At 70.5% G+C, this 13,000-nt stretch carries 11 protein-coding genes; 9 read left to right on the forward strand and 2 right to left on the reverse strand.

Annotated features, from left to right (window positions below):
* Positions 1-137 precede the first annotated feature (137 nt).
* From NLX83_RS36590 to NLX83_RS36630, 9 genes are all read left to right on the forward strand, one after another.
* Entirely contained in the window at positions 138-1,673 is a 1,536-nt protein-coding gene (locus NLX83_RS36590) for an APC family permease (protein ID WP_254239852.1), read from the forward strand.
* Between the two features lie 195 nt (positions 1,674-1,868).
* Positions 1,869-2,861, forward strand: a complete 993-nt coding sequence (locus NLX83_RS36595; protein ID WP_254239853.1) for a beta-ketoacyl-ACP synthase III — start codon at positions 1,869-1,871, stop codon at positions 2,859-2,861.
* Positions 2,858-3,133, forward strand: coding sequence for an acyl carrier protein (locus NLX83_RS36600; RefSeq protein WP_254239854.1), 276 nt, complete (start codon positions 2,858-2,860; stop codon positions 3,131-3,133). The genes NLX83_RS36595 and NLX83_RS36600 overlap by 4 nt, the downstream gene beginning before the upstream one ends.
* The gene (gene scoE, locus NLX83_RS36605; RefSeq protein ID WP_254239855.1) at positions 3,130-3,990 is read left to right on the forward strand and encodes a (3R)-3-[(carboxymethyl)amino]fatty acid oxygenase/decarboxylase; all 861 of its coding nucleotides are present in this window, start codon (positions 3,130-3,132) and stop codon (positions 3,988-3,990) included. The genes NLX83_RS36600 and scoE overlap by 4 nt, the downstream gene beginning before the upstream one ends.
* Before the next feature lie 6 nt (positions 3,991-3,996).
* Positions 3,997-4,560 carry an FcoT family thioesterase gene (locus NLX83_RS36610; protein ID WP_254239856.1) on the forward strand — a complete coding sequence of 188 codons (564 nt, stop codon included), beginning with the start codon at positions 3,997-3,999 and terminating at the stop codon, positions 4,558-4,560.
* On the forward strand, positions 4,557-6,122 hold the full coding sequence (locus tag NLX83_RS36615; RefSeq protein ID WP_254239857.1) for a long-chain-fatty-acid--CoA ligase: 1,566 nt from the start codon (positions 4,557-4,559) through the stop codon (positions 6,120-6,122). The genes NLX83_RS36610 and NLX83_RS36615 overlap by 4 nt, the downstream gene beginning before the upstream one ends.
* A complete protein-coding gene (locus NLX83_RS36620) occupies positions 6,122-6,352 on the forward strand; it encodes a phosphopantetheine-binding protein (protein WP_254239858.1) in 231 nt (76 codons plus the stop codon). Before NLX83_RS36615 ends, NLX83_RS36620 begins: the two co-directional genes overlap by 1 nt.
* A complete protein-coding gene (locus tag NLX83_RS36625) occupies positions 6,345-10,196 on the forward strand; it encodes an amino acid adenylation domain-containing protein (RefSeq protein WP_254239859.1) in 3,852 nt (1,283 codons plus the stop codon). The genes NLX83_RS36620 and NLX83_RS36625 overlap by 8 nt, the downstream gene beginning before the upstream one ends.
* Positions 10,193-11,524: an MFS transporter gene (locus tag NLX83_RS36630; protein WP_254239860.1), complete on the forward strand. Its 1,332-nt coding sequence runs from the start codon at positions 10,193-10,195 to the stop codon at positions 11,522-11,524. Before NLX83_RS36625 ends, NLX83_RS36630 begins: the two co-directional genes overlap by 4 nt.
* On the opposite strand, the gene NLX83_RS36635 is transcribed toward NLX83_RS36630, so the two are convergent.
* Both NLX83_RS36635 and NLX83_RS36640 read right to left on the reverse strand, forming a co-directional pair.
* Entirely contained in the window at positions 11,509-12,048 is a 540-nt protein-coding gene (locus tag NLX83_RS36635) for a hypothetical protein (RefSeq protein WP_254239861.1), read from the reverse strand. The genes NLX83_RS36630 and NLX83_RS36635 overlap by 16 nt on opposite strands.
* Positions 12,030-12,998: a hypothetical protein gene (locus tag NLX83_RS36640; protein ID WP_254239862.1), complete on the reverse strand. Its 969-nt coding sequence runs from the start codon at positions 12,996-12,998 to the stop codon at positions 12,030-12,032. The genes NLX83_RS36635 and NLX83_RS36640 overlap by 19 nt, the downstream gene beginning before the upstream one ends.
* Positions 12,999-13,000: the final 2 nt, after the last annotated feature.

Below are 13,000 nucleotides of genomic sequence, written 5' to 3' on the forward strand. Positions count from 1 at the left end.
GCGCGACCGTTCGTCCCAGGTCATACCCGGAAGTACGCCGCCTGAGAGTTCGTACGGGCAAACAAACGCATTACCGCGTTTTCCCGCGACCGAGGGCAGCTATTTACTTCCACCGCCGAACCGCTACCCTCTGCGCCGTGCCGCTGAATTCCCACTCCACAATGCCCAAACGAGCAGGCGATGTCTCGCGAGCATTGGCCGCGAATCGCCTCGGCGTCTCGGCGGTGACATATTTCGCCATCGCTGTCGGCGCCCCACTGACAATCATGGCGGGCGCGGTGACGACCGGTTACGCCATCACCGGCCAGGTCGGCATCCCGCTGGGTTTCGTGCTCATGGGCGTGGTGCTCGGCCTGTTCTGCGTCGGCTACGTGACCATGGCCCCGCACGTGCCCAACGCCGGCGCGTTCAACGCCTACATCAGCAAGGGCCTCGGCAGGCCGGCCGGGGTGGCGGGCGGCTGGGCGTCGCTGGTCGCCTACAACACGATGCAGATCGGCTTCTTCGGCACCCTCGGCGACGCCGCCGAACCGCTGTTCCGCGGCTGGTTCGGGCTGGAGCTGGCCTGGTGGGTGTACTCGCTGGCGGGCTGGGCGATCGTGGCCTACCTGGGACTCCAGCACATCGACCTCAACGGCCGCATCCTCTGCGTGCTGATGATCGCCGAGTGCCTGGTGATCATCATCTACAGCGTGGCGAACCTGGCCAACCCGGCGGGCGGCGCGGTCACCATGGACACCCTGTCCCTGGCCAACCTGTTCGAACCCGGCGTCGGCGTGCTCTTCGCCATCGCGATCCTGGGCTTCGTCGGCTTCGAGACCACGGTGGTCTTCTGCGAGGAGGCCAGGAGCCCGCGCCGGACCGTCCCCGTCGCCACCTACCTCTCGCTCGGCGTGATGACCGTGCTCTACGCGCTGGGCTCGTGGTCGATGAGCGTGGCCACCGGGCCGGACCGGATCGCCACCATGGCGCACGACCAGGGCTCCAACCTGATCTTCAACCTGGCCGGGGACAACCTCGGCGGCGCCTGGGTGGTCATCGGCAGGCTGCTCTACGTGACCAGCGTGCTGGCCGCGCTGATCGCCTTCCACAACACCACCGCCCGCTACGCGTTCTCCCTCGGCCGCGAGCGGCTGCTGCCCTCCGCACTCGGCACGACCTCCCAGCGCACCAGCTCGCCCAGGCTCGGATCGCTGGCGCAGAGCGCCGTCGCGGGCACGGTGATCCTCATCTACGGCCTCGCGGGCGGGCACCCCGTGCGCGACCTGTTCTTCATCTGGACCGCCTCGGGCAGCCTGGGAATCCTGATGCTCATCGCCACCACCTCGGTGGCAATCGTGGTGTTCTTCGCCCGCGAGCCCTCCGGGGAGACCGCCTGGCGCCGCGTGATCGCCCCGGTGCTGGCCGCCGCGGGCTGCCTGACCTCGGTGGTGCTGGTGCTGGCCAACTTCGACAAGATGCTCGAGGTCGACCAGAGCTCGCCGCTGCGGTGGGGGGTCCCCGGGATCTACCTGGCCATCGCCGTCCTCGGCGTGCTCTGGGGGCTGCGGCTGCGCACGCGGCGCCCCGACGTCTACGCCATGATCGGCCTCGGCGCGAAGAGCGCGGCCGGGACCGGCCTGGGAATTCTCTCCGAGGACAGCACAGCCGGGACGACGCGGCGCGTGCGCTGATCCCGGACTCGATTTGTCCGACCGGGCAACGTGCGCCCTCGAACAGTTCGGATCTGCCACTCGAACAATAGATATTTCAATCATTCGGCTGTGTTCGAAGCTTGCGAGGTTTTCTCTCGTTCCAGTTAGTTCTAGCTCGTGCTTCCTTCGAGTGGAGAGGAAGAGGCGCATTCACGCGGTGGGCCGGTCGCGGTCGTGGCGGGCATCGGACGCCACGTCCCGCCGACCGTGCTCACCAATGCGGACCTCTGCCAACGTTTCGACACCAGCGACGAGTGGATCCGTGCCCGCACCGGTATCCGGTCCCGGCACGTGGTCCGGCTCGACGAGGCCACCTCGGACCTCGCCGTGCACGCCGCGTCCGCCGCGCTGCGCTCCGCCGACGCGACGGCCGGGTCCTCGGAGGCTTCAGCGGACGTGGACCTCGTCGTCCTGGCGACGGCCACCCCGGACCACCCCTGCCCGGCCACCGCGCCGCTGATCGCCGCGCGGCTGGGCCTGGGCGCCGTGCCCGCCTTCGACGTCGGCGCGGTCTGCTCGGGCTTCGTCTACGGGCTGGCCGTGGCCGACGGCATGATCCGCAACGGGGTCGCCCGCCGGGTGCTGCTGATCGGCGCCGACGCGTTCACCACGCTGCTCAACCCCGCGGACCGCTCGGCCGCCGTCGTCTTCGGTGACGCCGCCGCCGCGCTGGTGCTTCGCGCGGGCCGGGCCGACGAGCCGGGCGCGGTGCAATCGCTGGCCCTGGGCTCCGACGGCCGCCTGGCGGAGCTGATCAGCATCCCCGCCGGTGGTTCGCGGGCGCCCCGGGGTGAGCCCGAGGACCGCTGGATCGCCATGCAGGGGCAGGCGGTCTACCGGCACGCGGTCGAGCGGATGGGCGAGGTGGCGCTGACCGCGCTGGAGCGGGCGGGCTGGAGCGTCGACGACGTGGACAAGTTCGTTGCGCACCAAGCCAACCAGCGCATCCTCGACACCGTCGCGGGCAAGCTCGGGCTGCCCGCCGACCGGGTCTACTCCAACGTCGCCGAGCGCGGCAACACCGTGGCCGCCTCCATCCCGCTCGCCCTCGACGAGGCCGACGAGTCCGGGGAGCTCAGGGCGGGCGATCGCGTGCTGCTGTCGGCGTTCGGCGCGGGGGCGACATGGGGGGCGGCCACCCTCACCTGGCCGCGACTGGGGAGATGACACGCATGGAACACCAGGAGACGGGCACGCGGGTGCTCGAACTCGTCCAGGACTTCGTCACCACGGCGGATCCGGACCGCACCGGGCCGGTGCCCGCCACCGCCACCCTCGACGAGCTGGGCGTGGACTCGCTGGCCTTCGTCGACCTCCTCTCGCTCGTCGAGCGGGAGCTGGGCGTCGAGGTGCCGGACGAGGCGCTGCCGCGGATCGCCACCGTCCAGGACCTCGTCGACCACATCAGCAGCAGCCCGGAAAGGGACGGCACCTCATGAAGATCACCCAGCAGGACGGCATCGGCGTCGTGGTGGAGGGCTTCGACTCCTCCTCCGACGAGCACGTGCGCCTGCTCCGCCGCGCCGTCTACCGCGAGAAGATCGTCGTGCTCAAGCACCAGGACCTCGACCCGAACGGGTTCCTGGAGCTGGGCCGCCGCTTCGGCAGGCCGGAGAAGTACTACGAGCCGATCTACCACCACCCCGAGGTCCCGGAGGTCTTCGTCTCCTCCAACGTGGGCGAGGGCGAACAGCGCGTCGGGGTGCCCAAGACCGGCAAGTTCTGGCACTCCGACTACCAGTTCATGCGGCGCCCCTTCGACATCACCTTCATCTACCCGCAGGTGGTGCCGACCAAGAACCGCGGCACCTACTTCGTCGACATGTGCAAGGCCTACGACGGCCTCGGCGAGGACCTGAAGGTCGCCATCAAGGGCACCAGCGCGGTGCACAGCGTCCGCCGTTACTTCAAGATCCGGCCGAGCGACGTCTACCGGCCGCTGTCGGAGATCGCGGCGGAGGTGCACGAGAAGACGCCGCCGGTGTCGATGCCGACCGCGCAGCCGCACCGCTTCACCGACGAGACCGTGCTCTACGTCAGCGAGGGCTTCACCGAGTCCATTGTGGACGGTGAAGGGAACCAGCGGCCGGACCTGCTGGAGGCGCTGCTGGAGGTCAGCGGGCAGCGGGACCCGAGCTTCAGCCACCCCGCGATCCACCTCCAGACCTTCGAGCAGGGCGACATGCTGGTGTGGGACAACCGGAGCCTGGTGCACCGCGCGCTGCACACCAGCACGCCGGAGCCCGCGGTGTCGTTCCGGGTCACGGTGCACGACGACACCGAACCGGAGGCGTGATCGGTGATGCGGGTCCGGCGGGGACACCGAACCGAGGAGGACCTGCTGCGCGAGGTGCTGCGGGTCTACAAGCCGCATTGCCGCTACGTCAAGGAGATCGGCGTCTCCACCAGCGGACGGCTGAGCGCCACCGCGGTGCTGGAGATCCCGGAGTCCTGCTACATCGACGACACCGGTCACCTCAACGCCGCCGAGGTCAACATCTGCTTCAACCAGATGCTGTACCACCTCGTCGCCTACTCGGTGAAGCACCGGGCGGGCGAGGTGTTCGGGGACTGGACGATGGCGGACTTCCGGCGGCGCCAGCTCGCTGACATCGTGATCACCAGGTTCGCCTGCGCGTTCCGGCGGCCGATCGATCCGCTGCGCTTCCAGGCCGAGCTGGTCGTCGAACGCGTGGCCCGCAGGGGAACCCGCCGCGACGGCGCGCCGCTGGTGCTCATGGAGACAGCGTTCAGGTTCTGGGACGAGGGCGGCGGGGCGGCCAGCGGCAACGCCCAGGTCATCCTCGTCGAGACCGGTGGGCCCAGTGCTCCCGGTGCTCCCGGTGAACAAGGACGGAACCCATGAGCCCCCGACAGCTGCGCCACTTCCCCGAACTGCGGTCGGTCGCCGAGATCCCCGCCTTCCACGCGGGGATGCAACCGAACACCGCCGCGATCCTCTGCGCGGGCAAGGTACTGAGCTACGCGGAGCTCGACCGCGCCAGCAGCAAGCTGGCGCGGGCCCTGCTCGCCGAGGGCGTGCGCCAGGGCGAGCGGGTGGCCTTCCTCGGCAAGGAGTCGGTCGACTACTACGTGGCCTTCTTCGGCTGCGCCCGTGCCGGGGCCGTGCTGGTGCCGATCAACTTCCGGTTGACCAGCCACGAGGTCGGGCACATCCTGCGCGACTCCGGCAGCCGCGTGCTCCTCGTCGACCGCGATCTCGCCGAGGTGGTCCGGCCGCTGCTGCCGGAACTGCCCGAGCTGCGGGTGATCGGGCTGGACCGGCTGGGCGAGTGGATCAGCCCGTACCCGGACACCGCGCCCTCGCGCTGGGCCGATCCCGAGCAGCCGGTGGTGCAGCTCTACACCAGCGGCACCACCGGGCTGCCCAAGGGCGTCGTGCTCGCCCAGCGCAGCTTCTTCGCGATCCGCGACGCGCTGGCCGATCGGGGGCTGACCTGGATCGACTGGCGCGAGGACGACCGCAACCTGATCGGCATCCCCGGCTTCCACGTCGGCGGGATCTGGTGGGCGACCCAGGCTTTCGCCGCCGGGGTCACCAACATCGCCATGCCGCGCTTCGACAGCGCCGAGGCGGTCCGGCTGATCCACGGGCACGGCGTGACGACCGTCTGCGTGGTGCCGTCGATGCTGCGGCTGCTGCTGGCCGAACCGGACGTGGACGCGGAGACCTTCCGGTCCGTGCGCAAGGTCGTCTACGGCGGCTCGCCGATCGCCGAAGCGCTGCTGCGGGAAGCACTTCCGGTGCTCGACTGCGATTTCGCCCAGATCTACGGGTTGACCGAGACCGGCAACACCGCGGTCTGCCTGCCCCCTGCCGACCACGACCCGCGGCTGGGCAGGCTGCGCGCGGCGGGCCGGGCCTACCCCGGCGTGCAGATCAAGATCATCGACCCGGACGGCGCCGAGCTGCCCCCGGGTGAGGTCGGCGAGGTCTGCCTGCGCACCCCGGCGCGGATGGTGGAGTACTGGCGGCTGCCGGAGGCCACCGAGCGGACGCTGCGCGAGGGCTGGGTGCACACCGGCGACGCCGGGCACCTCGACGCCGACGGGTACCTGTTCATCCAGGACCGGCTCAAGGACATGATCATCGTCGGCGGGGAGAACGTCTACCCGACCGAGATCGAGAACGTGCTCGCCCAGCACCCCGGTGTCGCCGACTCCGCCGTCGTCGGCGTCCCGGACGACCGCTTCGGCGAGGCGGTGCACGCCTTCGTCGCCCGGCGGCCGGGCGAGCAGGTGGGCCCGCGCGAGCTGCTCTCGCTGTGCACCGAGCGGCTCGCCGGGTTCAAGATCCCCCGGCGGTTCGAGTTCGTCGAGCGCATCCCGCGCAACCCCAGCGGCAAGATCCTGCGCCGCGAGCTGCGCGATCCCTTTTGGTCCACAAAGGACAGACAGGTCAACTGATGACGCACCAGCTCAGCCGCGCGGGCATCCGCGCGGAGGTCGCCGAACTGCTCTACCTCGCCCCCGACGAGGTCCCGCCCGGGGAGAACCTGTTCGCGCTCGGCCTGGACTCGGTCGGGCTGATCGGCCTGGTGGAGCGGTGGCGCGCGGCGGGCGCGCGGGTGAGCTTCGTCGAGCTCGCCGAGCGGCCGACGCTGGCCGAGTGGTGGGAGCTGCTGGCCGGTGGCTGAACCGCGCTGGTGGCCGCTCACCGCGGCGCAGGCGGGGATCTGGACCGGGCAGCAGATCGACCCGGCCTCCCCCATCTACAACACCGCCGAGTACGTCGACATCGACGGCCACCTCGACACCGGCCTGCTCGTCGCGGCGATCCGCCGCACCGTGGAGGAGGCCGAGGCGCTGTCGGTGCGCTTCGTCGAGCACGACGACGGCCCCCGCCAGGTCGCCGACCCGGTGCCGTGGCACGTGCACGTCGCCGACCTGCGGGAGCACTCCTCGCCGGTGGGGTTCGCGCTGCGGTGGATGGCCGAGGACATCGCCCGCCCGGTGGACCTGGGCGCCGACGCGCTCTTCGGGCACGCGGTCTTCCGCGTCGGGGAACGTCGTTTCCTGTGGTACCACCGGGTTCACCACATCCTGCTGGACGGCTACGGCCTCGCGCTCATCGCTCGCCGGGTGGCCGAGCTCTACACGGCGCTGGCCGAGGGGACGCCGCCGGAGCCGTCCGGGTTCGGCGAGCTGGGCGCGGTCGTGGCCGAGGACGCCGCCTACGCCGAATCCGACCAGTACACCGAGGATCGGCGGTTCTGGGCGGAGTACACCCGCGACCGCCCCGAGCCGGTCACCCTGGCCGGACGGACCGCGCCCATGGCCCGGCACGTCGTGCGCGCGGAGGGCGACATCGGTCGTGAGCTGTCCAGCATGCTCTCCGGTGTTGCCAGGACGGCACGGGCGAACTGGACCGAACTGCTCTACGCCGCGGTCACCGGCTACGTCCACCGGATGACCGGTGCGTCGCCGGTTTCCCTTGCCATGCCGGTGATGGGGCGCACGGGCTCGGTCGCGCTGCGGGTGCCGTGCACAGTACTCAACGTGGTGCAGCTGTGGGTCGACATCGAGCCGGGAACGACCCTGCTCGACCTCATGTGCCAGTTCTCCGGGCGCGTGCGGCGCAGTCGCAGGCACCACCGCTACCGCTATGAAGAGCTGCGGCGGGACCTGCGGGTGGTCGGCGGCGACCGCAAGCTCTTCGGCACCTCCGCCAACATCATGCCCTTCGACTACGGCCTGAGCTTCGCCGGTGCGCGGTCGGTGGTGCGCAACGTGTCGGCGGGCCCGATCGAGGACATGGCGTTCAACATCTACCACCGGGCGGACGGCGACGGACTGCGCATCGCCTTGGACGGCAACCCGAACCTGTACACCGCCGAGGAGCTGACCCTCCACATAGGACGCTTCTGCACGTTCCTGCGGCGCATGGTCGACGCGCCGGAGACCCCGATCGGCGAGCTCGACCTGCTCGACGTCAACGAGCTGCACGGGTGGAACCACACGATGCGGCTGTGGCCGAAGCAGAACGTGGCGCGGCTGTTCAACGACCAGGTCCACGAGACACCCGATCAGTCCGCACTGGTCGACCAGCACACCACGATGTCCTTCGCCGAGCTGAACCGTCGCGTGAACCGCTTGGCCTGGCTGCTGCTCCGGCGCGGTGTGGAGCCCGGCCAGTTCGTGGGGTTGCTGTTGCCGCGGACCGCCGACGCGATCATCTCCTTGCTGGCGGTGGTGAAGGCGGAAGCGGCGTACGTGCCGATCGATCCGGACCACCCGGCGGAACGGATCGCGTTCGTGCTCGACGACGCGGAGCCGGTCATGGTGATCACCACGTCGGACCTGGCCTCGCGGCTCCCGGCCGAGGTGACGGCTCTGGTGCTCGACGCTCCCGAGACGGCCGAAATGCTGGCGCAGGAACCACATCTGGACCCGCTCAACACACAGTTGAGCCAGCTGCTGCCGTTGTGCCTGATCTACACCTCGGGCTCGACCGGCCGCCCCAAGGGCGTCGTGGTGACCCATCGGGCGATGGTGAACCTGTTCCACCACCACCGCACCACCATGATCGAGCCCGAGTCGGACGGGCGGCGGTTCCGCGCGGCGCTGACCGCGTCGCTGTCCTTCGACACCTCGTGGGAGGGCTTGTTCTGGCTGCTGGCCGGGCACGAGCTGCACCTCGTCGACGACGAGGTGCGCAGGAATCCCGCTGAGCTGCTGCACTACATCACCTCGCACCGGATCGACTTCCTCGACATCACGCCCACCTACGCGGAGGAGCTGCTGTCAGCGGGGTTGCTCACCAGTGCGCATCGTCCCGCGGTCATCGCGCTCGGCGGGGAGGCGGCGGGCTCCGCGCTCTGGTCGGCACTGCGCGCGGAACCGGAGATCTCCGCATACAACCTTTATGGCCCAACGGAGTCCACAGTGGACGCTACGTGGGCCTTGCTCGACACCGAGATCCCGGTGATCGGCAGGCCCGTGGCGAACGGCCAGTGCCACGTTTTGGACGCGGCGCTGAGGCGCGTGCCCGTGGGCGTCGTCGGCGAGCTGTACGTAGCGGGCACGCCCCTGGCGAACGGCTACCACCGCCGCCCCGGACTGACCGCGGAACGCTTTGTCGCCAACCCTTTCGGCAAGCCGGGCGCGCGGATGTACCGCACTGGCGATCTCGCCCGCTGGCGCCCGGACGGCACGTTGGAGTACCACGCCAGAGCTGACGACCAGGTCAAGATCCGTGGCTACCGCGTCGAACTCGGCGAGATCGACGCGGTCCTGGGCACCCATCCCGCCGTTGTCCAGGCAGCGGTGCTCGCCCGCGACGCGCGCCTCGTGGGCTATGTGGTCCCCCAGCCCGGTTCCACCGTCCCCGAGCCCGCCGAGCTGCGCCGCCATATCGCCAAGCAGCTGCCGGACTACATGGTTCCGTCGGCATACGTGGTCCTGGATCGGTTGCCCGCCAACACGAACGGCAAGCTCGACCGCGCAGCGTTGCCCGCGCCGTCGAATGACGCGGCGTCCGGTAGAGCACCGCGCAGTGAGCGGGAGCGCGTGCTGTGCGGGCTCTTCGCGGAGACGCTCGGATTGCCCGAGGTCGGCATCGACGACGACTTCTTCGTACTGGGTGGGCATTCGCTCCTGGTGGCGCGCTTGCAGAACCGGGCGCGCGCGGAACTCGGTCTCCGGCTGAGCATCGCGGACGTCTTCGCCGCGCCCACCGTCGCCGCGCTTGCCGACCGACTGGGCTCTTCCCGCGCGAGCGATGACGACTACGCCGTGCTGCTTCCCTTGCGGCGCGAGGGAAATCAGGCTCCGTTGTTCTGCGTTCACCCTGCCGCGGGCATCAGCTGGGTCTACGCCGGGTTGCTGCGGCACGTCACCGATCGGCCCGTCTACGGGCTCCAGGCGCGCGGACTGTCCCAACCGGACAATCGACCATCCACAATGGACGAAATGGTCAAGGACTACCTCGACCAGATCCGCTCTGTGCAGCCGCGCGGCCCCTACCACCTGCTCGGTTGGTCCTTCGGCGCCGGGGTCGCCCACGCCATGGCGAGTGCCCTCCGCGCTGAAGGTGAGGACGTTGCGTTGCTGGCGCTGCTCGACGGCTACCCGCACACGGCTGCGCCGCACGCTGCGGACACCCTTGTCGCACTGCTCGATTCCCTGGGCTACGAGCCCGCCGCGCCGATGACCTACGCCGAGTTCGAGGAACGGGTGTTGTCCGGCGAAGGCCCGCTGGCGATCCTCGACCGGCCCCGGCTGGCCGCGCTGACCCGGGTCTTCGCCGACTCGCTGGCACTGGCCGGAACCTCGGCGACCCCGCGCTTCGACGGCGAGGCCCTGTTCTTCCACGCCACGGCCGGTCGCGCCGAGCACCACCCGGAGCCCGGGGAATGGTTGCCGCACCTGGGTGGCGGCCTGCGGCTGCACTCGATCGACTGCACCCACGGTCAGTTGACCGACCCGGCCGCGATGGCCCGGATCGGCCAGGTGCTCACCGAGTACCTGGCAGGATCATGAAGACCAAGGCGGGCCTCGCGGTCGTGCTCGCCGCCGCGTTCATGGGGCAGGTGGACGGGTTCGTCGTCACCGTGGCGTCTCCGGTGATCCAGCGCGAGCTGCCCGCGAGCTTCGGACAGGTGCAGCTGATCGGCGCCGCCTACGTGATCGCCGCCGCGGCCGGGCTGATCACCGGCGCCCGGCTGGGCGACCGCTACGGCCGTCGCCGGGTCTTCCTGGTGGGCGTCGCCGGGTTCACCGCGGCGTCGGCGGTGTGCGGCCTGGCCCCGACCGCGGAGCTGCTGATTGCCGCGCGGTTCGCCCAGGGCGCGGCGGCCTCGCTGCTGCTCCCCCAGTTGCTCGCGCTGATCCGCTCGATGTTCCTCGACGAGACCGAGCGCGCCCGCGCCATCGGGTGGTACGGCGTGGTGATCGGTCTTGGCGTGATCTCCGGTCTCGCCGGTGGCGGGCTGGTGACGCGGCTGGACTGGCGGCTGGCGTTCCTGATCAACGTGCCGGTCGGCGTGGTGATCCTCGCGTTGGGGCCCAAGGTGATCGCCGAGACCGACCGCGGTCTCACCCGCCTCGATCCCACGGGTGCCGGGCTGACCGTGCTCGCGCTGCCCGCCTTGGTGGCACCGCTCGTGCTCGGCGCGGAGTCCGGCGGCGCGGTGTGGCCGTGGCTCAGCGTTCTGCTCGGCGCCCTCACCCTGGCGGTTTTGGCCGTCCAGCAACGAAAATCGTCCAGCCCGCTGTTCCCTCCGCGAGTGGTGACCGCGCCCGGCACGCGGACCGGGCTGCTGGCGATCATGGCCTTCTTCGGTGGCAACGCCGGGTTGTTCTTCGTGTTCACCTTCCACACGCAGGCCGCACTCGGCGTGGAGCCGTTCGCCGCCGGACTGATGTTCGTGCCGCTCGGGATCGGCTTCGCGGTGGGGTCGTGGTGGGGCGGCCGGTTGGCCCCCCGCCTCGGCGGACGCCTGCCGGTGCTGGGTTGCCTCGGGCTGGCCACCGCCCTGTCCGCGCATCTCCTTGTGGGCCAACTGGTTCCGCACGCCCAGCACGTGCTGCTGGCCGTCGCGATCGGGCTCACCGGGCTGGCCCAGGGACTCGTGGTGTCGTCCCTGGTGACGTCACTGTTCGGCCGGGTGTCGGTCGCGGACGCGGGAACGGTTTCCGGCCTTGCTGCCACCGCGACGCAGGTGGGCCTCGCGACCGGTTACGCCGCGGTCGGCGCCTGGTACCGGCTCGTTCTCGGTGCGGCCCCGGGCCAGGCTTATTCGGCCGCCATGGCGGTGCTCATCGTGCTCGCCCTCGGCACAGCGGCGTTGTGTCACCGAAGGCGCTGACAGTTCGGGCAGGTGCGCAGCGACAACGTGTCCGCGCCGCGCACCTTCGCCTCGACCTCGTACAGCACCGCGCGCAACCACCGCAGCTCCACCGAGGCGGGCATCCGCACGGTGGCAACCCGATGCGGCTCGCAACCGCCCACCACACCGGCCAGCTCGACCTCGACGACGAGCTGACCCACTGCGTCGACGATCAGCGCGCAGCTCGGCAGCTGGAGCCTGCCGACCCAGCCGGGCCGCGGCGGGTGCAGCCACACCACGGTCAGCCCGGCCAGGCCGCCGAACTCCTCGCGGTCGGTGTCGTCGTACACCGACCAGCCACGATCGGCCAGCTCGCCGTGCAGGCGCCCGCACAGCCGCAGCGCGCGCCGCTCCTCCGCCGTCAACGGGGCGATCGGCTCATCCGGTTCGGTGACAAGGGATTCCAGCGCGGCCAGGTACGACTCACCCGTGCGGCTCGCCCGCGTTCTCGCCGCACGCCTGCGGAAGTCCCTCGACAGCACGGTTATCGCGGGAGCGTCCACCGCACCGGCAGGGAACCCGATGTCCCCACGGCGACGCCGGTGTTGCTGAGCGAGTAGGGATAGCTGTGGTCGCCGAGCCCGTTCAAGGTGGTGATGACGCCCGCCGGGGTCCACGCGGTCGCCGTTCGCCTGCCGCCCTCGTCCTCGATGCTGCCGAGAACGCGTCCCGAGTCGTCGATGTCGTTCGCGTCCGGGATGAAACCGGCAGGCGCCGGGATGTCGCTGATCTCACCGGCTCGACTCCACTTCACCGCCCCGACCGTCCCGTCGAGCCGCCAGGCCGACCCGACGATCGTCCCGTCGCGGTTGATCGCGTTCGCCGTGCTGTAGCGGTCCTTGCCCGGGTGCGTCGCGAGCGCGGTGACGGCGCCACTGGGATCCCAGCGCACGGCTTTCCATTCGCCACCAATGCGATCAGAGACACCTACGGCCACACCGCTGTCGTTGATCGCCGCCGGCCTGCTCCCCGTGTCGCCCGGGAGGACCTGGAGATCGCTGCGCTGCCCCTCGTTCGACCAGCGAACCGGTCGCGAGTTGCCCCGGCCGTCGCTCATCGTGCCGATGACCGTGCCGTGCTCGTTGATCGCGGTCGCGCGGGTGTCCTTGCCGTCCAACGCTTTCACGGCGCCGCTGCGGTCCCACCGCACCGCGACGCCCGACTTGTGGTCCGGTGTCAGGCTCAACCCCACGACGGTGCCCGAGGCGTTGATCGCCTCCGCCCGGCCGATGCCGCGATCCGACAGGGTGGGGAGCAGCCTGGGCTTGCCGTCGCGTCCCCACAGCACGGCGCGGGACAGGGTCGTCGGACTGTAGCTGTAGCCCGCGATCAGGCCGGAGTCGTTCACCGCAACGGGTTCGACGGACGCGTCAGCGCTGATGTCCGCGGGTCGTTCCAGCTGAGTGGGCGCGACCGGGGCAAGGGCCAGCAGCGCCACTACAACAGTGTTCATCC

The sequence above is a fragment of the Allokutzneria sp. A3M-2-11 16 genome (assembly GCF_024213555.1).
Lineage (GTDB): Bacteria > Actinomycetota > Actinomycetes > Mycobacteriales > Pseudonocardiaceae > Allokutzneria.

What these genes read in the sequence shown, in the direction of transcription:
- NLX83_RS36615 (WP_254239857.1), top strand. Translation starts at nt 4,557, where the DNA reads ATGAGCCCCCGACAGCTGCGCCACTTCCCCGAACTGCGGTCGGTCGCC.
- NLX83_RS36620 (WP_254239858.1), top strand. Translation starts at nt 6,122, where the DNA reads ATGACGCACCAGCTCAGCCGCGCGGGCATCCGCGCGGAGGTCGCCGAA.
- NLX83_RS36640 (WP_254239862.1), bottom strand. Translation starts at nt 12,998, where the DNA reads ATGAACACTGTTGTAGTGGCGCTGCTGGCCCTTGCCCCGGTCGCGCCC.
- scoE (WP_254239855.1), top strand. Translation starts at nt 3,130, where the DNA reads ATGAAGATCACCCAGCAGGACGGCATCGGCGTCGTGGTGGAGGGCTTC.
- NLX83_RS36630 (WP_254239860.1), top strand. Translation starts at nt 10,193, where the DNA reads ATGAAGACCAAGGCGGGCCTCGCGGTCGTGCTCGCCGCCGCGTTCATG.
- NLX83_RS36610 (WP_254239856.1), top strand. Translation starts at nt 3,997, where the DNA reads ATGCGGGTCCGGCGGGGACACCGAACCGAGGAGGACCTGCTGCGCGAG.
- NLX83_RS36600 (WP_254239854.1), top strand. Translation starts at nt 2,858, where the DNA reads ATGACACGCATGGAACACCAGGAGACGGGCACGCGGGTGCTCGAACTC.